The 20,116-nt window shown below is 64.2% G+C and carries 20 protein-coding genes; 11 read left to right on the top strand and 9 right to left on the bottom strand.

Going from position 1 to position 20,116, the window contains the following annotated elements; genetic code table 11:
- Positions 1–114: 114 nt before the first annotated feature.
- The 5 genes from O1Y97_RS01910 to O1Y97_RS01890 all read left to right on the top strand — a co-directional run bounded on the left by O1Y97_RS01910 (position 115) and on the right by O1Y97_RS01890 (position 2,957).
- Positions 115–909 (top strand): class II glutamine amidotransferase, encoded by a 795-nt coding sequence (locus O1Y97_RS01910; RefSeq protein ID WP_318762892.1) that lies wholly within the window; start codon positions 115–117, stop codon positions 907–909.
- Between the two features lie 87 nt (positions 910–996).
- Complete coding sequence (locus O1Y97_RS01905; RefSeq protein ID WP_318762891.1) at positions 997–1,776, top strand: helix-turn-helix domain-containing protein; 780 nt, start codon at positions 997–999, stop codon at positions 1,774–1,776.
- Positions 1,777–1,885: 109 nt separating this feature from the next.
- The gene (locus O1Y97_RS01900) at positions 1,886–2,281 is read left to right on the top strand and encodes a VOC family protein (RefSeq protein ID WP_108605807.1); all 396 of its coding nucleotides are present in this window, start codon (positions 1,886–1,888) and stop codon (positions 2,279–2,281) included.
- A gap of 42 nt (positions 2,282–2,323) precedes the next feature.
- Complete coding sequence (locus O1Y97_RS01895) at positions 2,324–2,734, top strand: VOC family protein (RefSeq protein WP_318762890.1); 411 nt, start codon at positions 2,324–2,326, stop codon at positions 2,732–2,734.
- Positions 2,724–2,957 carry a hypothetical protein gene (locus tag O1Y97_RS01890; RefSeq protein ID WP_318762889.1) on the top strand — a complete coding sequence of 78 codons (234 nt, stop codon included), beginning with the start codon at positions 2,724–2,726 and terminating at the stop codon, positions 2,955–2,957. The genes O1Y97_RS01895 and O1Y97_RS01890 overlap by 11 nt, the downstream gene beginning before the upstream one ends.
- 162 nt (positions 2,958–3,119) lie before the next feature.
- Here O1Y97_RS01890 and O1Y97_RS01885 read toward each other — a convergent pair whose 3' ends face one another.
- A complete protein-coding gene (locus tag O1Y97_RS01885; protein WP_318762888.1) occupies positions 3,120–3,509 on the bottom strand; it encodes an SRPBCC domain-containing protein in 390 nt (129 codons plus the stop codon).
- A 249-nt stretch (positions 3,510–3,758) separates the two neighbouring features.
- Between O1Y97_RS01885 and O1Y97_RS01880 the strand changes: the two genes are divergently transcribed.
- The 3 genes from O1Y97_RS01880 to phnN all read left to right on the top strand — a co-directional run bounded on the left by O1Y97_RS01880 (position 3,759) and on the right by phnN (position 7,915).
- Positions 3,759–4,865 carry a DNA alkylation repair protein gene (locus O1Y97_RS01880; protein WP_318762887.1) on the top strand — a complete coding sequence of 369 codons (1,107 nt, stop codon included), beginning with the start codon at positions 3,759–3,761 and terminating at the stop codon, positions 4,863–4,865.
- A gap of 124 nt (positions 4,866–4,989) precedes the next feature.
- Positions 4,990–6,582 carry a peptide chain release factor 3 gene (locus O1Y97_RS01875; RefSeq protein WP_108605803.1) on the top strand — a complete coding sequence of 531 codons (1,593 nt, stop codon included), beginning with the start codon at positions 4,990–4,992 and terminating at the stop codon, positions 6,580–6,582.
- 703 nt (positions 6,583–7,285) lie between these two features.
- Positions 7,286–7,915 carry a phosphonate metabolism protein/1,5-bisphosphokinase (PRPP-forming) PhnN gene (phnN, locus tag O1Y97_RS01870; RefSeq protein WP_318762886.1) on the top strand — a complete coding sequence of 210 codons (630 nt, stop codon included), beginning with the start codon at positions 7,286–7,288 and terminating at the stop codon, positions 7,913–7,915.
- Positions 7,916–7,936: 21 nt separating this feature from the next.
- Here the strand turns inward: phnN and O1Y97_RS01865 are convergent, their stop codons facing one another.
- From O1Y97_RS01865 to O1Y97_RS01840, 6 genes are all read right to left on the bottom strand, one after another.
- Positions 7,937–9,046: a DUF1513 domain-containing protein gene (locus O1Y97_RS01865; RefSeq protein ID WP_318762885.1), complete on the bottom strand. Its 1,110-nt coding sequence runs from the start codon at positions 9,044–9,046 to the stop codon at positions 7,937–7,939.
- A 10-nt stretch (positions 9,047–9,056) separates the two neighbouring features.
- Entirely contained in the window at positions 9,057–10,130 is a 1,074-nt protein-coding gene (locus tag O1Y97_RS01860; RefSeq protein WP_318762884.1) for an imelysin family protein, read from the bottom strand.
- Positions 10,130–11,746, bottom strand: a complete 1,617-nt coding sequence (locus O1Y97_RS01855; protein WP_318762883.1) for a di-heme oxidoreductase family protein — start codon at positions 11,744–11,746, stop codon at positions 10,130–10,132. The genes O1Y97_RS01860 and O1Y97_RS01855 overlap by 1 nt, the downstream gene beginning before the upstream one ends.
- An 11-nt stretch (positions 11,747–11,757) precedes the next feature.
- A complete protein-coding gene (gene bfr / locus O1Y97_RS01850) occupies positions 11,758–12,243 on the bottom strand; it encodes a bacterioferritin (RefSeq protein ID WP_055972116.1) in 486 nt (161 codons plus the stop codon).
- Complete coding sequence (locus O1Y97_RS01845) at positions 12,209–12,520, bottom strand: (2Fe-2S)-binding protein (protein WP_108605798.1); 312 nt, start codon at positions 12,518–12,520, stop codon at positions 12,209–12,211. The genes bfr and O1Y97_RS01845 overlap by 35 nt, the downstream gene beginning before the upstream one ends.
- A gap of 74 nt (positions 12,521–12,594) precedes the next feature.
- Positions 12,595–13,899, bottom strand: a complete 1,305-nt coding sequence (locus tag O1Y97_RS01840; RefSeq protein WP_318762882.1) for an imelysin family protein — start codon at positions 13,897–13,899, stop codon at positions 12,595–12,597.
- Between the two features lie 615 nt (positions 13,900–14,514).
- On the opposite strand from O1Y97_RS01840, the gene O1Y97_RS01835 reads away from it, so the two are divergent.
- Entirely contained in the window at positions 14,515–15,747 is a 1,233-nt protein-coding gene (locus tag O1Y97_RS01835; protein WP_318762881.1) for an NAD(P)/FAD-dependent oxidoreductase, read from the top strand.
- Positions 15,748–15,966: 219 nt separating this feature from the next.
- On the opposite strand, the gene O1Y97_RS01830 is transcribed toward O1Y97_RS01835, so the two are convergent.
- Positions 15,967–17,241 (bottom strand): 4-aminobutyrate--2-oxoglutarate transaminase, encoded by a 1,275-nt coding sequence (locus O1Y97_RS01830; protein ID WP_318762880.1) that lies wholly within the window; start codon positions 17,239–17,241, stop codon positions 15,967–15,969.
- Positions 17,242–17,428: 187 nt separating this feature from the next.
- Between O1Y97_RS01830 and O1Y97_RS01825 the strand changes: the two genes are divergently transcribed.
- Both O1Y97_RS01825 and O1Y97_RS01820 read left to right on the top strand, forming a co-directional pair.
- Positions 17,429–17,803 carry a YciI family protein gene (locus O1Y97_RS01825; protein ID WP_108605796.1) on the top strand — a complete coding sequence of 125 codons (375 nt, stop codon included), beginning with the start codon at positions 17,429–17,431 and terminating at the stop codon, positions 17,801–17,803.
- Entirely contained in the window at positions 17,800–19,068 is a 1,269-nt protein-coding gene (locus O1Y97_RS01820; protein ID WP_318762879.1) for an RNA polymerase sigma factor, read from the top strand. Before O1Y97_RS01825 ends, O1Y97_RS01820 begins: the two co-directional genes overlap by 4 nt.
- A 62-nt stretch (positions 19,069–19,130) precedes the next feature.
- On the opposite strand, the gene O1Y97_RS01815 is transcribed toward O1Y97_RS01820, so the two are convergent.
- Entirely contained in the window at positions 19,131–20,000 is an 870-nt protein-coding gene (locus O1Y97_RS01815) for a DUF2189 domain-containing protein (protein WP_318764275.1), read from the bottom strand.
- Positions 20,001–20,116: the final 116 nt, after the last annotated feature.

Here is a 20,116-nt window from a genome sequence, read left to right as displayed (position 1 = left end):
TGGAGAAGCTCGGCTGGGTGCGCGTCCGCGCATTTACGATTTGTTATCCATGTTGGCCGAGTCTGGGCGCGGTCCTGCGTCCTTATTGCGGGCTGAATTTGAGGTCGAAGAGCCATGTGCCGGTGGGCCGCCTATCTCGGTGAAGAGGTCTTTCTCGAAGACATCGTTTCCGCGCCCTGCCATTCGCTGATCGCGCAGAGCCATTGCGCCCAGGAAGCGAAGTCGGCGACCAATGGCGACGGTTTCGGGCTCGCCTGGTATGGCGACCGGCCCGAACCCGGACTTTACCGCGACATCCTGCCGGCATGGTCTGATCCCAATCTCAAGAGCCTGTGCCGGCAGATCAAGTCGAGCCTGTTTTTGGCGCATGTGCGCGCAGCGACAGGTGGCGGCACCAGCCGGGCCAATTGCCACCCCTTCGTCTCGGGCCGCTGGAGCTTCATGCACAACGGCCAGATCTCGGGCTTCGAGCGCATCCGCCGCCGGCTCGAGGCCGCCGTTTGCGACACGCTCTACGACCAGCGCCAGGGCACGACCGATTCCGAGCTGTTCTTCCTGCTGATGCTGGAGGAGGGGCTGGATGCCGACCCGCAGGCTGCGGTGGCGCGGGCTGCGCGGCGCGTGATCGAGGCATCGGAGGCTGTGGGCATGGCCGCGTCGTTCAAGCTGACGGCGGCCTTCAGCGACGGCGAGAACCTTTTTGCCGTCCGCTACGCCACCGACGCGCAGGCGCCGACGCTCTACACGCGCGAGGGCGCCACCGGACGCTGCATCGTCTCGGAGCCCTTCGATCGCGAAGGCGAGAGCTGGCAGGCCGTGCCGCCATCGAGCTTCGTCACCATGACGCGGCAGGGCATGACGATCAGCCCCTTCGAACCGGCCGTGGCGCAACTGGCAATGGCCGGCTGAAATCTGCTAGCTGCCAGCGATGCATTGGCCGGCTGAGGCGGCCATCACCCAAGTGTTCTTGACCAACTGGATCGAGCGGCCCGAGAAATGACCCTGTCGGCCCGCTACACCGAACTGAGCCGGCTTGCCGACCTCGGCGAAGAGGTCGAGGCAGTGTGGACCTCCGTCGGCGATCGCGCCGGAAGCTACCGTGTCTTGCCGGATGGTCGTTGCGACATCATTCTCAGATTCGATGCCAAGCAAAGGCCGATCGTTGAGATGGCCGTAGTCGTCACCGGTCCGACAACGCGTTTTTACGATGTGCCGATCGAACCCGGTATGGGCTTTGTCGGCATCCGCCTTCGACCGGGCTGTTTCGAGACCGTTCTCGGCTTCGAGCCGGCGGAACTGACGAACGCCAATCTGATTGGCCCCGACGCACTTGCGGCATGCCCCGATCTGAAATCGCTCTGCCTGCCTGCTCGCGACCAGAACGAGCTCGTTGAGCGCCTCACAGGTTTTCTCCGGCGTCGCGCCGCCGACAGTCGCTTGAAGCCGGCGCCGCTGAGCCGCGGCGTGATTAGCGCCATTCACGCCTCCGGAGGCCGCCTGCGCATAAGTGACGTCGCCGATATGCATGCCATCTCGGAACGGACAGTGCAGCGCGTCGTCTTCAAGGCAACGGGGCTTGCGCCGAAGACCTTTGCCGCAATCCTGCGGTTCCACCGCGCCTTGCGGCTGCTGCGGGATCACCGTCTGAGCCCGGCAAGCGCCGCGCTGGAGGCGGGTTTTTCGGATCAGGCGCATATGAGCCGCGTGTTCCGTCGCATGGGAGGTTTCTCGCCGGCGCGACTTCCCGATGTCACCCTCGTCAGTTTGGGCGACTGATGTCCGATTTGTTCAAGATCGCATTGGAGCACGGTGTATGATTGGCCACTAGGCGGGGCCGGCTCGTTGCCCTGGTCCCTGTTCACGGGCCCTTGTCTGGAGATGTTCGATGGCTGCACGCCTTGGCTACACGATCCTTTATGTTGCCGATGTCGAGGCGACCGTCTCGTTTTACGAAGCTGCCTTTGGCCTGCCGCGCAAGTTCATCCATGAGAGCAATCTCTACGCCGAAATGGACACAGGCCAGACAACCCTCTCCTTCGCCGGCGAGGCTATGGCGGAGATGAATGGCCTGGCCATTCGCGCCAATCGCAAGAACGACGTGGCGGCGGGGTTCGAACTGGCGCTGATCTTTCACGATCCCCAGGAAGCCTATCTCAACGCGGTTGCCGCCGGCGCCACGCCGGTCAAGCCACCGGAAAACAAGCCGTGGGGGCAGATTGTTGGTTATGTCCGCGATCTCAATGGTTGCCTCGTCGAGATTGCCTCGGCCATGCCGGACTGACCCTCCCGCACAACCAATCGACACCTTAGAAGAGGCCGACGGATGCGTCCAACAACTGCATCTCCTTGCATCACGACGAAACGCGTCGCCGAGACGCGCGAATTCTACATCAGGCATTTCGGCGCGCGCCCCGCTTTCGATTGCGGATGGTTTGTCAGCCTTGAATTTGGGCAAGGCCTTTCACTGCAGTTCATGGAGCCGCAGGGGGACCAGCCCTTATGCAATACGGCGGGGCTGACCTACAATTTCTGCGTTGAAGACGTCGATGACGAGCATCGGCTGATGACGGAGGCCGGGCTCGTGCCTGTCATGCCAATCGAGGACCATTCTTGGGGTGATCGTGGCTTCGCGATCGAGGACCCCAATGGCATCGCGCTCTACATCTACTCCAATCGGGAGCCATCTGCCGAGTTCAGGCAATTTTACGCGCCACGAGTTGCCCATGACCGGTAGTCGCATCCAGGCGTTTCTCGACGATCTGCGCGACCGTCACGCAGACCACTTCGCGATCGTGTCGCGGCTGCGCGAGATCGTGCGGCAGTCCGCTCCGTCCATCGCCGAGGAGATCAAGTACGGCGGCATCCTGTTTTCGTCGCGGGCGGCGTTTTGCGGTGTCTTCCCATATGCCTGTCACGTTCACGCTGGAGTTCAGCGCAGGTGCGTCCTTGCCGGATAGGCACCGTCTGCTCCAGGGGCAAGGCAAGCTGCGGCGCCACATCAAGCTCTTTGCCGTTTCGGATATTCAGGACCGGCATGTGGCGGAGTATATCGACCTTGCGCGCCAGGCTGCGGATGCGTGATGGCCCTTGCACCATCGGTCGCCGCCACTCTGGGTCACTCAATGATGCGTCAGTGCCTTGTTCATCGGCTCCCAGTACATCTTTTGCCAGCCTTCATCGAGCATTGCGTGCGTCGACCTGGGGTAGCCGCTCTGGTCGAACACAAGCCTGGTTCCCGTCCCGTCGGCCTGCAGCTCAAAGCGCACGATCGAAAAGATGCCTTCGGGCCACGCGCGCGAACGCCATGTCTGGACGATGCGGCGGTTGGGCACGAGCTCGATGTTGCGGGCCTCGATGTCGCCACCGAAGATCGACACCTCGCCGCCCTCATGCGTCGAGATATGGGCCGATCGCCCGCCCGTCATCGCCTGGAACCGGGCGGAATTGAGAAGAAGGTCGTAGATGTCCTTTGGCGTGCCCTTGAGATGCACTTCCTGGTGAATGGTCATGGCGACCTCCCTGATTGTCGAGGAAGCGGCGTCCTGTTCATCGACCATCCAAGAATATTTTCCGCCTGTCGGGCACAACCGTCAACGGCAACATGCGGTCTCGACGCAGTGGTGTTTCAAAATCTCCTGACAGACTCTTGGCAGGAGATTGTTTGCACTTTCACGGTTCGGTTCGTATTTGCGCAGAGCCCGAGCGTCCGGACGGACGCACAAGGGCCGGCGCGGGGGCGCTGAACAGGGACGAAACCGATGATGGAAGACCAGACGCAAGCCGCCCCGGCGCTCAAGGAGATTTTCGATCGGGACCGGCTTCGCCATATCGCTGACGAAACGGCCTCCATCTCGCCTGCTTTCGATACGGAAAAATTCCTTTCCCTGGCGACCGAGAACCTCGATGAACTCGGTATCATGCAGCGTCTGCGCCAGACGGCAACGAGCTTGCATGGCAGCCTGCCCGGCGGGTTCGAGCACGCGATCGAAGTGCTGCACGAACTGGCGCCGCGCATCCAGCATGGCTTCGCCTCGATCGTGCTTTCCGAATATGTCGCGCTGTACGGCAAGGGCCACTTCGATCTTTCGATGCAGGCGCTGAGCTCGTTCACCCGCTTCGGTTCGGCCGAGTTCGCCATCCGTCATTTCCTGGCCAAGGATTTCGACCGGACGCTTGAGGTGATGCATGGCTGGGCGCTCGACGACAACGAGCATGTGCGACGCCTGGCCAGCGAGGGTTCGCGCCCGCGGCTGCCGTGGTCGTTCCAGCTCAAGCAACTGATCAAGGATCCGTCGCCGACGGCGCCGATCCTCGAGGCGCTCAGGAGCGACCCGAGCCTCTATGTGCGCAAGTCGGTGGCCAACCATCTCAACGACATTTCCAAGGATCACCCCGACAAGGTCATCGACCGCGTCTCAGGCTGGGACATGGACGACAGGAACACTGCCTGGATCGTCAAGCATGCGCTGCGCACGATGATCAAGAAGGGTGACGCGCGGGCGCTTGGCGCCATCGGTACGACGGGCAAGCCGATGGTGCGTGTCGACACCTTTGCGATCCAGCCGGCTGCCATCCTGCTCGGCGGCCGCATCACGCTCAAGGCCAGCATCGCCTCGATCGCCGAGACGGTCCAGCAGCTGGTGGTCGACTATGCCGTCCACTACGTCAAGAAAAGCGGCGGCAGCTCGAAGAAGGTGTTCAAGCTCAAGGAAATCAACCTGGCGCCGGGCGGCCAGAAGGAGCTTTCGATCAGCCAGGCGGTGCGCGACTTCACCACGCGCAAGCATTATCCCGGCCACCATCTGATAGAACTGATCGTCAATGGCGAGACGGTGGCCGAGGGTGGGTTTGAGTTGAGGGGCTGACCTGCGCTAGGCGCGACGCCTACGCCTCCCTCCCCCATGAGGGGGAGGACATCGACGCATCGTTCCAATTCCTCGACAGGCGCGGCATCGGCTGTTAGAAGCCCGCCATCACAAGGAATCCCCGATGGCTGAAGACATCGAAAAGGCGGTGGCGCGCCGCCGCACCTTCGCGATCATCGCGCACCCTGACGCCGGCAAGACGACGCTGACCGAAAAGCTGCTGCTGTTCGGCGGCGCGATCCAACTCGCCGGCGAGGTCAAGGCCAAGAAGGACAAGATCCAGACCCGCTCCGACTGGATGAAGATCGAGCGCGAGCGCGGCATTTCGGTCGTCACCTCGGTGATGACCTTCGAATATGGCGACAACGTCTTCAACCTGCTCGACACGCCCGGCCATGAGGATTTCGCCGACGACACCTATCGCACGCTTTCGGCGGTCGACAGTGCCGTCATGGTCATCGACGCCGCCAAGGGTATCGAGCCGCGCACGCTGAAGCTGTTCGAGGTCTGCCGCCTGCGCGACATCCCGATCATCACCTTCGTCAACAAGATGGACCGCGAGGCGCGCAACACCTTCGAGGTCCTCGACGAGATCGAGGAGAAGCTGGCGCTCGACACCGCTCCGATCACCTGGCCGATCGGGCAGGGCAAGACCTTTGCCGGCACCTACCACCTCGCCCAGAACGCGGTGCGCCGCGGCGACGATGAGAAGGAGCGCACCGAGGTCCATGGCCCCGATTCCAACCGCGCCGCCGGCCTTCTGCCCGACAACGATCGCCCCGCCTTCATCGAGGAACTGGAACTGGCCCGCGAGGCCTGCCGGCCCTTCGATCTCCAGGCGTTCCGCGAAGGCCACCTGACGCCGGTCTATTTCGGCTCGGCGTTGCGCAATTTCGGCGTCCGCGACCTGATCGAGGCGCTCGGCGAATTCGGCCCGGCACCGCGCGCCCAGGAGGCCGACACGCGCAAGGTCGAGGCGACGGAGGAGAAGATGACGTCCTTCGTCTTCAAGATCCAGGCCAACATGGACCCCAACCACCGAGACCGCATCGCCTTCGTCCGCGTCTGCTCGGGCGAGCTCAAGCGCGGCATGAAGGCGAAGCTGGTGCGCACCGGCAAGCCGATGAGCCTGTCGGCGCCGCAGTTCTTCTTCGCCCGTTCGCGCATCACCGCCGACGAGGCCTATGCCGGCGACGTGGTCGGCATCCCCAACCACGGCACGCTGCGCATCGGCGACACGCTGACCGAGGGCGAGGACATCCTGTTCCGCGGCGTGCCCAACTTTGCGCCGGAAATCCTGCGCCGCGTGCGCCTGGGCGACGCGATGAAGGCCAAGAAGCTCAAGGAAGCGCTGCACCAGATGGCCGAAGAGGGCGTAGTCCAGCTGTTCCAGCCGGAGGACGGCTCGCCTGCCATCGTCGGCGTCGTCGGCGCGCTGCAGATCGACGTGCTCAAGGAGCGGCTGTCTGTCGAATACACGCTGCCTGTCGATTTCGAGATGGCGCGGTTTTCGATCTGCCGCTGGATCGATGCCGACGATGCGGCCGACCTGCATCGCTTCATCGAAAGCCATCGCGGCGACATCGCCCGCGATCTCGACAACGATCCGGTGTTCCTCGCCCAGCACGAGTTCTCGCTCAACTACGAGGCCGAGCGCTGGAAGATGATCCGCTTCGCCGCGATCAAGGACTATCAGGTCCGCGACAAGGTGGCGTAGCCGAGACTTTGCCGCCTTCTGGTGAGCCCGCTGGCCAAGGCTGGCGGGTGCATTTGCGTGACCACACCCGCCAAATATTCATGCAGCCATCGAGAGTATTTGGTTTCGCCCACTGGCGGCATTTGAGTCGGAATTTTCTACTGGACTATTCTATAAAGTTACTGGGGCATATATTCAATTATATAGGCCTAGTTGCAGCACCCAACGAATGTCCATAGTGCTCATAAATTAGAGCGAGCTTGCGAAGGGCGGGTCACTGCCTTCGGCGGGTGCGAAGCACGGGCCCGCGCCGGTGGAGGCAAATGAACGGAATTGAAAAGCAGGAATACGATTCCACTGGAACAGGTGGAGGAAAGCTGGCTGCGCGCCTGGGTCAATGAGGGCATCATCACGGCCCAGGAATTCGAAACCGAAATGCGGCGGCGGGCGCCAGCCGTGGTTTCAGGCCAATCCGGGGATGACGCCGAGCCGCCCCGCTCCGCGTCGAGCGACTAGAGCCCTTCAGGGCAACCAAGTCTGTCGATGCATTGCGTTTCGTCATTCCGTCATGCAAATCGCCTAATGGCATCGCAGCGCCGCCGTCCGCCCGTGGTCCAACCCATGGCGCGTGACAGGGCGGCGCCGGAGATGTTCAATGCGCCGTTGCCTGCCCAGGGTCCCGGCGCCGCCGGGCGGGGGTCTGGCATGGAGGATATGACGTCGCATGATGGTTTCAGCATTGATCGAGCGTGAATTGACCCGTGTCGGCGCGCCTGTACGCAACGGGGTGTTCGTCGCCGTCGTCGGCCCCAGCGGCGCCGGCAAGGACACGCTGATTGCCTATGTCCGCGAGCGCCTGACTGATGACGACCACGTCGAGTTCGCCCGCCGCGTCATCACCCGAAACAGCGACGGTGCCACCGAGGACCACGACACGCTGGCCGATGCGGCCTTTGTCGACGCCGAGGCGTCAGGCGCTTTTGCGCTGTCGTGGGAAGCGCATGGCCTGCGCTACGGCATACCGGCGTCGGTCGACGACGCGATCTCGGTCGGCCACGTCGTCGTCGCCAACACCTCGCGCGGCGTCATCCCGGCCCTGCGCGCGCGTTATGCCCATGTAGCGGTCGTCGAGATCACCGCTGCCCCCGAGATCCTCGCGACCCGTCTTGCCACGCGTGGCCGCGAGTCGCGCGGCGAGGTTCTGGCGCGGCTCGCCCGCACCGCCCCGCACGATCTCTCCGGCCCAGGCCACGTGCTGATCGACAATTCCGGCACGCCCGAGATTGCAGGCGAGAAGTTCCTGGCCGTGCTGCGGAAGTCCGTCGCCTATTCGGATGTCTCCGGGCTTGTCTAAGCTTGTTGCGTAAGCATCAGCTTACGCTTTTCGCAAATTGATGTGCAGCATGTGGTTATCCCAGACGTGCTGCGGGTCCTCGGTCGTCTCGCCGTCGGGCGCGACGATGAGGCCGGCGCCGGTCGTGGCGAGGAAGCCGTCGCGGTCGGGCGCGAGGCCGCAGACCTCGACCAGATCGTTCTTAGCCACCACCTTGCCGGTCTTCGCCTCGATCGTCGCCCAGGCGTTGCCCTGTGGCGAGGAGACGGCAATAAGCTCGGCATCACGGTTGGCCGCGACCGAGCCGATATAGTTGCGGAAGCCGCCCAAGATGCTCTCGGGCATTTCGAGCATCTCAAGCTCTTTGCCGCGCGCGGCGCGTCCGACCAGCAGCGGCTTTTCGCTGGCAGGGCCCTCGTGCTGGCAGCCGAACCACACGGTGCCCTGGGCGTCGATGTCCATGTGCCGGATCGACAGCTGGTGCAGTTTCTCAGGCAGCTCGTGCTTTTCGATGAGGTCGCCGGAAACGCGGTCGACCAGCACGAAGGATGGCTTCATGGTCGGGATGTTGAGCTTGGCGCGGCCGAAATCCGGGTGGGTCTCGATGCCGCCGTTGCAGATGGCGAGCGTTTTGCCATCGGAAAGCAGGATCAGTTCGTGCGGGCCCACCCCATGGGTCGGGAACTCGCTGAGGCGGCGGAAGCCGTCGCGGGTGTCATAGACGCCGACCATGCCGGCGGCGTTGTCGAAGTCGTTCTCCGTCACGTAGAGCAGTGCGCCGTCGGGCGAGAACACGCCGTGGCCGTAATAGTGGCGGCCGGCGATGCTCGGGATGGTCAGCGGCTCCTCCCGGCCGGTGTGGTCGAACACGAGCATGAACGTGCCCGGCTGGCGGGCAAACACCACCGACTTGCGCGAATTGGGATCGAAGGTCACGTCGTGACCGCGCTCGGGCAGGGCCACGCTGTGCAGGATCTTGCCGGCCTCCGACAGCACTGCGACGCCGTATTCGCCTGAGCGTGCTTGGTAAGCAGTGGCGAACATAGCGTCGGTGTCGAGCGCCAGCGCACGTTTCGTCGGGGCGAGCGCCATCAGGAAGGACGTACCTGCGGCCTTGAGGAAGTCGCGGCGATCGAACAGGGGCGTGCGCATCGCCGAACCCTCAGTCGCCGTCGAGAGAGGAAAAGCCCGCGGTGAGGCCGAGCGCGCCGGCAAGGCGCGTCCCGAACAGTTCGGACAGGCTCGAAGTCACCACGCCGAAATAGCCGAGCTTGCCGCGCTTTTCGGCGTCTGCGAGCGCGGCATCGATCGGGCCGGAGACCGCAGCCACAGCGTTCTGCGCGTTGGCGAACTCGAATTCGATCGACTGGGCAACCCACTGGGAATCGTCGGATAGCAGGCTGCCGAACTTCGAGGCGTCGAACAGCGCCTTCATGCCTGATATGTTGCCGCCGAGCGAAGCAGCAGTGCCTTGCGAGCGCCAGTAGAGCGCCTGTTTCGGCTTGTCGGCATTTGCCTCCTCGCCGAGGAAGCCGTTGACGCGCACGTCGCGCACCAGTTCGAGCCCGTTGACATAGACTTCGAGCAATTCGGTGACCGCTTCGGTCGCATCGCGGTAGAGCGGGTTTTCGGCGCCCGGGTGCTTCCATTGGGCGGCGAAACCCTTGTCGTCGCGCCACGCGGCATCGACCTCGGAGGCTATCGAGCCGATGTTGCCAGAGATCGCCTTGCCATAGGCGCAGCGATAGGCGCCTTCGGCCCCAGTGAGATCGTCGGCGCCCGTGCCGAACAGCACGAACTCCAGCGCGCCAAGGCCCTGCATGGCGACGCTCTTCTGTGCCAGCCTGGCCGCGTCGGTCGCCGTTTCGTCCTTGTCGGCCAGCGCCGCCTGTACGTGCTTGAGGCCGGTGCCCTTGCGGTCCGGCCAGAACAGGATGCGTTCGAGCCGGTTCTGCTCGGTGATCGGGCCGAAGCGGATGATCTCGATTTCCGACCATGTCGCCGTGGTCTTGGAGAACTGTTCGCGCGCGGCATCCAGATTGTCGTCCGACGGCGCCGCACAGAGCGTAGCCAGCGACTTGCCAAGGGTTGCGGTCGCCTCGACCAGCTTGCCATAGGCAGGCCGGATGAAACCCTCGATGGCGCCTGAGATCACCTTGTCCGAAGCTTCGTTAGCCTGGGCCGCAGGCAGGGCGACGAAAAGCGCGAGGGATGCTGCGAGGACAATCCTAGCCATCAGAGCGACTCCAGGAATTTGATCAGGGCGTCACGGTCGGAAGCAGGCAAGGCTGCGAAGCGGTCGCGGGCGGCCTGTCCTTCGCCGGCGTGCCACAGGATGGCTTCGGTCAGGTTCCGCGCCCGCCCGTCATGCAGGAAGAAAGTGTGGCCGTTGACGGTTTGGGTCAGTCCGATGCCCCACAGCGGCGGCGTGCGCCATTCCCTGCCGGTGGCGTCGCCGACCTGCTGGCCGTCGGCGAGATCCTCGCCCATGTCGTGCAGCAGGAAGTCGGAATAGGGCCAGATCAGCTGGAAGGCCTGCGCCTTGTTTGGCGCGTCGCGCCGGGTGACGAATTTCGGCATGTGGCAGGACGCGCAGCCCGCCTCGTAGAACATCTGCTTGCCGCGCAGCACCTCCGGCTTGTCGATGTCGCGGCGCGCCGGCACGGCGAGGTTCTGCGAATAGAAGGTGACGAGGTCCATGATCGGGTCGGGTGCCTCTGCAGGACCCAGCCTGTCCTGCACGCCATTGGGCATGGCCAGGCAGGTGCCTTGCGCCTTGGTGCAGTCGCCCCAGTGGTGCGGCACGTCGGGCGTCGAGATGCCGATGTCGCCGGCGAAGGCGTCGGCCGATTGCTGGCGGATCGACGGCGCCGATGCCTTCCAGCCGAAGCGGCCAAGCGTCAGTTCCCCGGTCTTGTGGTCGCGGACGATGGAGGGCTTCCCGGAGATGCCGTCGCCGTCCTTGTCGTCGGGATCGGCGTTGGCAAGGATGTCGGCGGGGTGGATCTGCTCGACCAGCCCGAGGCCGATCATCTGCGGCGTGACGCGCGGCGACAGCGTCGTCTTGGGGTTCATCGGACCGTAGCCGAGGTCGGACACCGAATAGCTCGGCCAGCGCAGCACCATCTTGGTTCCGCCGGCCAGCTCGACCGGGAACTGCTGGTAGGAAATGACCATCCGGCCTTCGCCCCTGAGCCCAGGCACGGCCAGGTCCTGGAACTGGCCGCCATAGACCGGGTCGGGGAAGTTCAGCACCTTGCGCTCGGCCAGCGCGGCTTTTTCCTCCTCCGTCTCGGCCGGGCGTGCCAGCCTCAGGAACATCGAGGTGGCGTCGACATTGCCCTCCGGCGGATGGCCGCGGCCATCTTTCAGGTGGCAGCTCTGGCAGGCGCGCGCATTGAACAGCGGGCCGAGGCCGTCGGAAGCCTGCGTCGAGGATGGCGACGACACCCAGAGCTTGCGGAACATGCCGTTGCCGAGCTTGAAGGTGCCTTCTTCCTCGAAGGTGATGTTGGCGGAAGAATGCGAGAATGCGTCCTGGTTGACGCGCTTCTCCGAGGTGCCGGCGCCGCCCTGCATCAGCTCGAACTGCTCGGGCCTGGAAAAGTCGGTCGTCGGCCTGACGACCCTATCGACGCGCGCCTTGTCCTTGGGCTTGAGGTCGTGGCGCTCGGTGGCCAGACCGGGCGAAACCTGTTCGCCCGCGGCCGAAGGTAAGGCCGCGGCGATCAGGATCAGGCCCGATGCAGCAACGGTGCGAAGCGCCTTGGCGCTTCGCGTCTCGTTGGCTGGGTTGGTGCTGGCAGGTGCACCCGGCAGCTTGCGGCGCGGGATCAGAAAAGTGCGCCGCATTCCGGCATGTCCTATTCGGCCTTGTCAGCTGTCTCGGCGTTGAGCTGGCCGTACTTCTCTTCGCCGATCTCGTTGAGCAGCTGCAACTGCGTCTCCAGGAAGTCGATATGGCCTTCCTCGTCGGCAAGCAGCTCCTCGAAGAGCTTCATGGATACGTAGTCGCCGTGCTGGGAGCAGACGTCCCGTGATTTCTTGTAGGAGGTGCGGGCGTCATATTCGCCGGCAAGATCGCTCTCGAGCACTTCCTTGACGTTCTGGCCGATGCGCAAGGGGGCCAAGGACTGCAGGTTGGGGTGGCCTTCGAGGAAGATGATGCGCGCGACCAGCTTGTCGGCGTGGTGCATCTCCTCGATCGATTCCTCGCGTTCCTTCTTGGCCAGCTTGCCGTAGCCCCAGTCTTCGAGAAGGCGGTAGTGCACCCAATACTGGTTGACCGCGCCGAGCTCGAGGAAAAGCGCTTCGTTAAGCCGCTCGATGACCTGTTTTTCGCCCTTCATTGATCCTACTCCCGAATTGGACCCGCAACTCTCTCACACGATCCATGTGAGAAACGATATCCACCCCACTCGCCTCAGTACGAGCGTGATAGGCTTCGGTTACCCGAATGATCGTTTCGACCACATTTGGAAAGCAGCCGCAACAGCGCCCGCGCTTTTGCAGCGTGTGATAGACCTTTGCCGGCACGATCAGGGACCACGGATCCCTGTCCAGGAGTTCTATGATCGTATCTTCGATCTCCCTTTGGGTGATCAGGTTGCAATGGCAGATCAGCATGACTTGCTCTGGGATGGCTGGCGGCGCGCATCGTGCGCGCCGCGTGGCTTGAATTATCTAGGTACGGCAGGCGCTCACTGGAAGACCTTGTCCGGAGCGTCGAGGCTGTCCGAGCCCTCGAAGGCGATGGCATCGAGCTTGAGCGTCGCCACGGCGCGCTCGATCGACTTGGTCTGATCGACAAGAGCGTCGATTGCCGCCTGGACGGTGGCGTTGCCCTCGGCATTGCCTTCGCCGATCTGCTGGTCGTAGGCCTCGCCGCCGACGGCACGAGCCTGGATCGCTTCCATCTTGGCAACGGTGGCGTCCAGCTTGCCGGACAGCTCGGTATCGATGGCGGCGTCGGCTGCCTTGACCATGTCGGAGACCGACGGTCCCTCGACGGTCGAACCGTCGATGCGCTTGTAGCTGCCATGATAGGCGTTGCGGATGCCGACCGCGTCGTAGAGATGCGAGATGTGCGTGTTGTCGGAGAAGCAGTCGTGCTCTTCCTCCGGATCGTGCAACAGCAGGCCGAGCTTCATGCGTTCGCCGGCCAGTTCGCCGTAGGACAGCGAGCCCATGCCGGTCAGGATGGTCGAGATGCCGGCATTGGCCTCGCCGTCGAGCAGCGCCTTGCGCGCGGCACCGTCGGCCTTCCAGTTGCCGACCATCTCTTCGAGATCGGCGACCAGGAGGTCGCTTGCGGCTGCGAGATACTGGCCGCGGCGGTCGCAATTGCCGCCGGTGCAGTTGGACGTGTCGTAGTCGGTGTAGGGGCGGTTGCCGGCACCGGGGCCGGTGCCGTTGAGGTCCTGGCCCCAGAGCAGGAATTCGATGGCGTGGTAGCCGCTGGCGACGTTGGCCTCGATGTCGCCGGCCTCCTGCAGCGTGCCGGACAGGAATTCAGGCGTGATCTTCGAGGCATCGACCTTCTGGCCGTTGATCTCGATCGACGGGTTGGCGATCACGTTGGCGGTGTAGAGCTTGTTCTCGTCGGATTCGGTGCCGTAGGCCTTGTCGACATAGTCGATCAGGCCTTCGTCGAGCGGCCAGGCGTTCACGCGGCCTTCCCAGTCGTCGACGATCGAATTGCCGAAACGATAGACTTCCGTCTGCTGGTAGGGAATGCGGGCAGCCTTCCAGGCTTCGCGCGCCGCAGTGAGCGTTTCCGCCGACGGCTTGGCGATGAGTGTCTCGACCGCGGCGTCGAGCGCCTTGGCAGTGGTCAGCGAGTCCTCGTATTTGGCCAGTGCGATGTCGGAATAGGTGGCGAGCACGGCCTTGGCGTCGGTCTCCGCCTTCGCCGGCAGCACGAAGATCGCGGCGGTCAGCGCGCTCGTCGCCGCAATGGCGGCAAGCCTGCCGAAGTGCCGGTTGCGCGAGATGGATGCAGGCATGGTCTCTCCTCAGTGAACCAGATGGCGCTGACGCGCGCCGGAGTATCGTGTGCCGGCAGCCACTTGCTGCATCGGCGGCATGGATTCGAATGAAAGCTCAGGGGTGGCCGGGCTTCGGACATGCGCACGGTTTGAAGCCCGCTCCGGGCTCGGCAAGACCATGCTGCAAACAGCCGTGCCGTGGCACGGTTCGACGAAGGCAGGCACCCGGTAGGCTCCAATCGAAAGGGTTAAAGGCCCAGACATCAAAGACAGGCGCGGTAAAGCACGGCTTCATAAAAGCGTTGCGTCTGCAAAAGTCAACGCAAAAGCCGCAAAAAGCGTAGCAGGATCAATAGTTTAGAATTATTCTAAACTAATTTTGTCCAGTTTGTGGCGCCGAGAAGCAGCCAAGTCGTTGATTTGTCGAGAGACGCATTGGACCGACGGCATCCTGCCGAGCAACGCCTGCGACAACGCGTAGCGGCTCGGCAATGCGGCCGGTGCAGGCAAAATGCCGCCTTGCGCGCTTGACAGGCCACCATCTGGCTGTCACCCCAAAATCTGCCCCTGGCCCCTTGTGCCCGTGCGGGCCAACGGCCATTTCCCCGGTTGATCCCCAACAGCGAGGCGGGCATGAAGAACGGTGTCGTGATTGTCGGTGCAGGCCATGCTGGGGTCCAGGCCGCCGCCAGCTTGCGCGAGGAGGGCTATGACGGTCCGGTCATCCTGCTCGGCGACGAGAAGGAACTGCCCTACCACAAGCCGCCGCTGTCCAAGACCTTCATCAAGGATCCGGCGGCCCAGCCGCAGCCGCTGCGCGGCGAGGTCTTCTATACTGGCCACACAATCGATTTCCGCCCGGGAACGCTGGTGGAGCGCATCGACGCCGGTGCCAACAGCCTGGCACTCGCTGGCGGCGAGAGCCTCGACTACGACCACCTGATCCTTGCCACCGGCTCGCGGCCTCGCATCCTGCCTTTGCCGGGCGCCGATCTTGCCGGCGTGCTGTCCTTGCGCTCGGTTGCCGACGCGCGGCTGATCCGCGACCACAGCGCAGCCTGCGAGGACGTCGTCGTCATCGGCGGTGGCTTCATCGGCCTGGAGATCGCAGCCACGCTTGCCGCCGGTGGCCGCCGCGTCACCGTGGTCGAGGCGCTCGACCGGCTGCTTGGCCGCGCCGTCGCTCCGCTGATTGCTGAGCATGTGCGCCAGCGGCTGGAGGCGTCGGGGGTCCGCATCCTGCTCAAGACCACCATCGAGCGCATCGAGGGCGAGGGCGGCCATGCCGCCGGTGCGCTGACTTCGGCCGGCGAAAGGCTGCCGGCGAAGATGGTCATCATCGGCATCGGCGTCGTGCCCAATGTCGAACTTGCCGAGACCGCCGGCCTGGCGATTGCCAACGGCATCCGCGTCGACCAGGCGATGCGCAGCTCCGTCGCCAACATCCTGGCGGTGGGCGACAATGCCAGTTATCGCCACTGGCAGACCGGTTCCGATGTGCGGCTGGAATCGGTGCAGAACGCCACCGACCAGTCGAAGCTCGCCGCCCGGACCATCGTCGGCCATGGCGGCGACTATGGCGCCGTGCCGTGGTTCTGGTCCGATATCGGCGACATGAAGCTGCAGATGGTCGGACTGACGTCCGGCAGCGACCGCCAGATCCTGTCGGGCGACACGGCCGAGAACCGCTTTTCGGTCTACCACTTCATCGGCGACCGGCTGGTCGCGATCGAATCCGTCAACCGCCCCGCCGATCACATGCTCGGCCGCAAGATGCTCGGCCTCGGCTTCTCGCCGACGGCGGAGCAAGTAGCGGGTGGCGCGGAAGCGCTGAAGGCGGCGCTGGCTGCGCAGCCGCCGGGCTGAGGCACTTCGCTCGCCATCCAACCTGGAATTCGTCGAAAGCTGAGTATCTTCTCCCATGGTCGACGGGGGAAGGTGGCTGGCGGCGACCGAACGAAGGGCTCCCCCAAAAAACCTCATGGTGAGCCTGTCGAACCATGGGTTTTGGGGCAGGCAGGACATGGCTCCCAGCGCCCTCGTGGTTCGACAGGCTCACCATGAGGGCTACTGACATGCCCTGCCTTACGCCCTTGCCTCGCTGATCGAGGCCTCGAGGATATCGAGCGCTTCGGTCATCACCTCGTCCTGGATGGTGATCGGCGCCAGGAAGCGGATGACGTTGCCGTGGACGCCGCAGGTCAGCAGGATCAGCCCCTTCTCCAGCGCCTTGAGCCTCACCGCATTGGCGAAATCCGCCGAGGGCAGCTTCGTCTTCGCATCGTTGAACTCGACGGCGTTCATGAAGCCGGGGCCGCGGATGTCTGAAATCTCAGGCACATCGTCGCGCAGCGATTCCAGCCGTTGCTTGAGCCGCGCGCCGAGCTGGTTGGCGCGGTCGCACAGTTTCTCGTCCTCGATCACGTCGAGCACGGCATGCGCCGCGGCAATGCCGATCGGGCTGCCGCCATAGGTGCCGCCGAGGCCGCCGGGATTGGGCGCATCCATGATCTCGGCGCGGCCGGTGACGGCGGCGAGGGGGAAGCCGCCGGCCAGGCTCTTGGCCATGGTCATCAAGTCGGGCGCGACGTCGTGATGGTCCATGGCAAACATCTTGCCGGTGCGGGCGAAGCCGGTCTGCACCTCGTCGGCGACGAGCAGGATGCCGTGCTGGTCGCAGATCTTGCGTAGCGCCGACATGAACTCGCGCGGCGTCTCGTAGAAGCCGCCTTCGCCCTGCACCGGTTCGATGATGATGGCGGCGACGCGCGCGGGATCGACATCGGCCTTGAACAGCCGGTCAAGTGCGGCCAGCGCGTCGGCGACCGTCACGCCGTGCAGCGGCACGGGGAAAGGCGCATGGAACACGTCGCCCGGCATCGCGCCGAAGCCTGCCTTGTAGGGCTGGACCTTGCCGGTCAGCGCCATGCCCATGAAGGTGCGGCCGTGGAAGCCGCCGGCAAAGGCGATGACGGCCTGCCGGCCGGTGGCGTTGCGGGCGATCTTGATGGCGTTCTCCACCGCCTCGGCGCCTGTCGTGACGAAGACGGTGCGCTTGTCGCCCTTCATCGGGGCGATGGCATTGAGCCTTTCGCCGAGCCGGACGTAGCTCTCATAGGGCACGACCTGGTGGCAGGTGTGGGTGAAGCGGTCGAGCTGCGCCTTGACCGCTTCGATGACGCGCGGGTGGCGGTGGCCGGTGTTGACCACGGCGATGCCGGAGGAGAAGTCGATGTAGCGGCGGCCCTCGACGTCCCAGATTTCGGAGTTCTCGGCCCGGTCGGCATAGACCTGCGTCGTCATGCCGACGCCGCGGGCGATGGTCTGCATCTTGCGTTGTGAGATTTCGGCGTTCTTCATCGCTCGTCCTCCAACCTTGTGGGCGCCTTGCACGCGCCAGACCGACGCCATTTCTGCACCTCTCCTGGTTTTTCACAAGCCGTCATGACGGACGAAGGGCTCGGTTCCCGATGGCGGCAAAAAAATTGCCGACGCCATGTCGGAATTGCGCATACTCGCGCGTCCTAGTCATGAAGGAACTGAATCGATGCTCTACGCGATCCTCTGCTACAACAACGAAGACGTGGTCTGTGCCTGGTCCAAGGAGCAGGACGACGAGGTGATGGCGCGCCTTCAGGTGGTGACCGAAAAGCTGGCCAAGCAAGGCCGCCTCGGTCCGGTCGCTCGCCTTTTGCCGACGACAGCCGCCACCACCTTGCGCAAGACCAAGGACGAGCCGCTGGTCATCGACGGCCCCTTTGCCGAAACCAAGGAACAGTTCCTCGGCTTCTATGTGGTCGAATGCGCCACCCTCGACGATGCCGTCGATGTCGCCAAGGAGCTTGCCGACGCCAATCCCGGCGGCGGCTCTTATGAACTGCGCCCGATCGGCGCCTATTTTCCCGCACGAGAGGCTGTATGACCGACCCGGCCTGGATCAACACGGCACTGTCTTCGGCACGGCCCCAGGCCGTGGCGGCCCTGCTGCGCTACTTCCGCGATCTCGACACCGCCGAAGAAGCGTTCCAGGAGGCCTGCCTGCGCGCGCTGCGCAACTGGCCGAAGAACGGTCCGCCACGTGATCCGGCCGCCTGGCTGATCTTCGTCGGCCGCAACTCCGGCATCGATGCCGCCCGCCGCCGCAACAAGCAGGCACCGATGCCGCCGGAGGAGACCGTCTCCGACCTGGAAGACGTCGAGGGTGCTGTCGTCGAACGCCTCGACGGCGCACATTACCGCGACGACATCCTGCGGCTGCTGTTCATCTGCTGCCATCCCGACCTGCCGGCGACCCAGCAGATTGCGCTCGCCCTGCGTATCGTCTCGGGCATCCCGGTCAAGCAGATCGCCCGCGCCTTCCTGGTCGGGGAAAGTGCCATGGAACAGCGCATCACCCGCGCCAAGACGCGCATCGCCAATGCCGACGTGCCGTTCGAGGCGCCGGGGCCGGTCGAGCGCTCGGAGCGGCTGGCTGCGGTGCTTGCCATGGTCTATCTCGTCTTCAACGAAGGTTATTCGGCAGGTGCGACCGAGATCGCCAACCGCGCCCCGCTCTGCGAGGAGGCGATCAGGCTGGCGCGGCTGCTGCTGCGCCTGTTCCAGACCGAACCGGAGGTGATGGGCCTGACGGCGCTGCTGCTTCTCCAGCACGCGCGCGCCGCCGCCCGCTTCGATGCCGAGGGCGAACTGGTGCTGATGGACGACCAGGACCGCAGCCTGTGGAACCGGGCGCTGATCGACGAGGGCCTGGCGCTGATCGACAAGGCAATGCGCCATCGCCGCTCAGGTCCCTACCAGATCCAGGCCGCAATCGCCGCACTGCACGCCCGCGCCGCGCGGCCCGAGGACACCGACTGGGCCGAGATCGACCTGCTCTATTCGGTGCTGGAATCGATGACGCCGTCGCCGGTGGTCACGCTCAACCGGGCTGTTGCCTATGCCAAGCTGCGCGGCCCGGAAGCGGCGCTGAAGCTGATCGAGCCGCTGGAGCCCAAGCTCGCGGGCTACTTCCACTTCTTCGGCGTCAAGGGTGGGCTCCTGATGCAGCTCGGACGCGCCGAGGACGCGCGCGAGGCGTTCGGCCGGGCGATCGCGCTCGCCAATACCGCGGCCGAAGCCGCTCATATCCGCATGCATCTCGACCGCCTGTCGGCCGAGAGCCTCCCGCGCGACGGCATCTCGGCTTAGTCAGTTTCCGCGCAGGTCGAGATCGCCCGCGCGGCTTCTGTTCGGCTTGGCTTCGTCGACTATCAGCGAAGCCAATATGGGAAGTGTCTATCGTCCCCCTCGACGGGAGCAGGTGGCAGTGGCGTCTTCTTGTCGTCCGGGACGTCCACGACTTTGCGATAGAGGTGCCAGGTCGCGTGGCCGAGCACCGGAATGACGATGGCGAGGCCCGCCAGGAACGGCACGGACCCGATCAGCAGCGCGACCGCGACGATCAGGCCCCACAGCAGCATCGGAACCGGATTATCCCGCACCGCCCGTGCCGAGGTTTCGATCGCGGCATAGGCACCGACATCGCAGTCGAGCAGCAGTGGGAAGGCGACGACAGTGGTGCAGAGCACCACCAGGGCGAACAGGAATCCGATCAGATTGCCGAGCACAATCAGCGTCCAGCCACGCTGCGTGGTGAAGAGATCGCTGAAGAACGCTGCCGTCGACTGCGGGGCGTCCGGCCCGTAAAGCCAACCGTACAGCCCCTGCGCGACCAGGAGCCAGGCGACGAAGAGCACGAGCAGCATGATGCCGATGGCCACCATTGCAGGAATGGCTGGCGACTGCCTGACATCGAAGGCATGCTTCCAGGACGTGTCGAGGTTTTGCTCGCGCCGTCGGCTGATCTCGTAAAGGCCGATGCCGGCGAATGGCCCGAGCAAGGCAAATCCCGACATCAGCGGGAAAATGAGCTGCAGGGCGTTGCCGCCCGATGTCCATGTGATCAGAAACACCCCGACGATCGGGTAGATCAGGCACAGGAAAACGTAATGCGACGGCTTGTCCCAAAAGTCGTCGAAGCCACGTCGCAGAGCGTCAAACACATCCGCGACCGTTATCCGGCGGATGGCAGGATGCTCGAGCGTATTGGTGGCGCCTGCGTACACATGGAAGCTTGCCATGACCACTCCTCCTTGGGGTGGGTCGCGGCCCGGGCTCGGCATGAGTGGTCACACCAAAACCGCGACCTTCACCATCTCAAATATAACGTGCTTCGAGCGATTTGACGACTCTCGCC

The organism is Aminobacter niigataensis (genome assembly GCF_946995915.1).
In the GTDB taxonomy this organism is placed as follows: domain Bacteria; phylum Pseudomonadota; class Alphaproteobacteria; order Rhizobiales; family Rhizobiaceae; genus Aminobacter; species Aminobacter niigataensis.
This window is presented reverse-complemented; position numbering and strand designations above follow the sequence as displayed.

Bases quoted from the DNA above. Each gene is read 5' to 3' on its own strand.
- O1Y97_RS01900 (WP_108605807.1), top strand. From the start codon at position 1,886: ATGGCTGCACGCCTTGGCTACACGATCCTTTATGTTGCCGATGTCGAG.
- O1Y97_RS01830 (WP_318762880.1), bottom strand. From the start codon at position 17,241: ATGAAGAACGCCGAAATCTCACAACGCAAGATGCAGACCATCGCCCGC.
- O1Y97_RS01910 (WP_318762892.1), top strand. From the start codon at position 115: ATGTGCCGGTGGGCCGCCTATCTCGGTGAAGAGGTCTTTCTCGAAGAC.
- O1Y97_RS01885 (WP_318762888.1), bottom strand. From the start codon at position 3,509: ATGACCATTCACCAGGAAGTGCATCTCAAGGGCACGCCAAAGGACATC.
- O1Y97_RS01820 (WP_318762879.1), top strand. From the start codon at position 17,800: ATGACCGACCCGGCCTGGATCAACACGGCACTGTCTTCGGCACGGCCC.
- O1Y97_RS01840 (WP_318762882.1), bottom strand. From the start codon at position 13,899: ATGCCTGCATCCATCTCGCGCAACCGGCACTTCGGCAGGCTTGCCGCC.
- O1Y97_RS01860 (WP_318762884.1), bottom strand. From the start codon at position 10,130: ATGGCTAGGATTGTCCTCGCAGCATCCCTCGCGCTTTTCGTCGCCCTG.
- O1Y97_RS01905 (WP_318762891.1), top strand. From the start codon at position 997: ATGACCCTGTCGGCCCGCTACACCGAACTGAGCCGGCTTGCCGACCTC.
- O1Y97_RS01855 (WP_318762883.1), bottom strand. From the start codon at position 11,746: ATGCGGCGCACTTTTCTGATCCCGCGCCGCAAGCTGCCGGGTGCACCT.
- O1Y97_RS01815 (WP_318764275.1), bottom strand. From the start codon at position 20,000: ATGGCAAGCTTCCATGTGTACGCAGGCGCCACCAATACGCTCGAGCAT.
- phnN (WP_318762886.1), top strand. From the start codon at position 7,286: ATGATGGTTTCAGCATTGATCGAGCGTGAATTGACCCGTGTCGGCGCG.
- O1Y97_RS01895 (WP_318762890.1), top strand. From the start codon at position 2,324: ATGCGTCCAACAACTGCATCTCCTTGCATCACGACGAAACGCGTCGCC.
- O1Y97_RS01845 (WP_108605798.1), bottom strand. From the start codon at position 12,520: ATGCTGATCTGCCATTGCAACCTGATCACCCAAAGGGAGATCGAAGAT.
- O1Y97_RS01865 (WP_318762885.1), bottom strand. From the start codon at position 9,046: ATGCGCACGCCCCTGTTCGATCGCCGCGACTTCCTCAAGGCCGCAGGT.
- O1Y97_RS01880 (WP_318762887.1), top strand. From the start codon at position 3,759: ATGATGGAAGACCAGACGCAAGCCGCCCCGGCGCTCAAGGAGATTTTC.
- O1Y97_RS01825 (WP_108605796.1), top strand. From the start codon at position 17,429: ATGCTCTACGCGATCCTCTGCTACAACAACGAAGACGTGGTCTGTGCC.
- O1Y97_RS01875 (WP_108605803.1), top strand. From the start codon at position 4,990: ATGGCTGAAGACATCGAAAAGGCGGTGGCGCGCCGCCGCACCTTCGCG.
- O1Y97_RS01835 (WP_318762881.1), top strand. From the start codon at position 14,515: ATGAAGAACGGTGTCGTGATTGTCGGTGCAGGCCATGCTGGGGTCCAG.
- O1Y97_RS01890 (WP_318762889.1), top strand. From the start codon at position 2,724: ATGACCGGTAGTCGCATCCAGGCGTTTCTCGACGATCTGCGCGACCGT.
- bfr (WP_055972116.1), bottom strand. From the start codon at position 12,243: ATGAAGGGCGAAAAACAGGTCATCGAGCGGCTTAACGAAGCGCTTTTC.